At 68.6% G+C, this 207-nt stretch carries 1 pseudogene; it reads left to right on the top strand.

Features of this window, described 5'->3' with window-relative positions:
- A pseudogene (gene sucC / locus DH10_RS35850) lies at positions 1-207 on the top strand (succinate--CoA ligase subunit beta); the annotation flags it as partial.

Raw genomic sequence — 207 nt, forward strand, 5'->3', positions numbered from 1 at the left:
TCGCCGGCGGCGAGCCGGCCAATTTCTTGGACATCGGCGGCGGCGCCTCGCCCGAGCGGGTGGCGAAATCCTTCCGCGCCGTGCTCGGCGACAGACAAGTCGAGACCATCCTGGTCAACATCTTCGCCGGCATCAACCGCTGCGACTGGGTCGCCGAAGGCGTCATCAAGGCGATCCGCGAGGTCGGCGTCGACGTGCCGCTGGTGG

The organism is Mesorhizobium silamurunense, assembly GCF_014843825.1.
GTDB lineage: Bacteria > Pseudomonadota > Alphaproteobacteria > Rhizobiales > Rhizobiaceae > Mesorhizobium > Mesorhizobium silamurunense.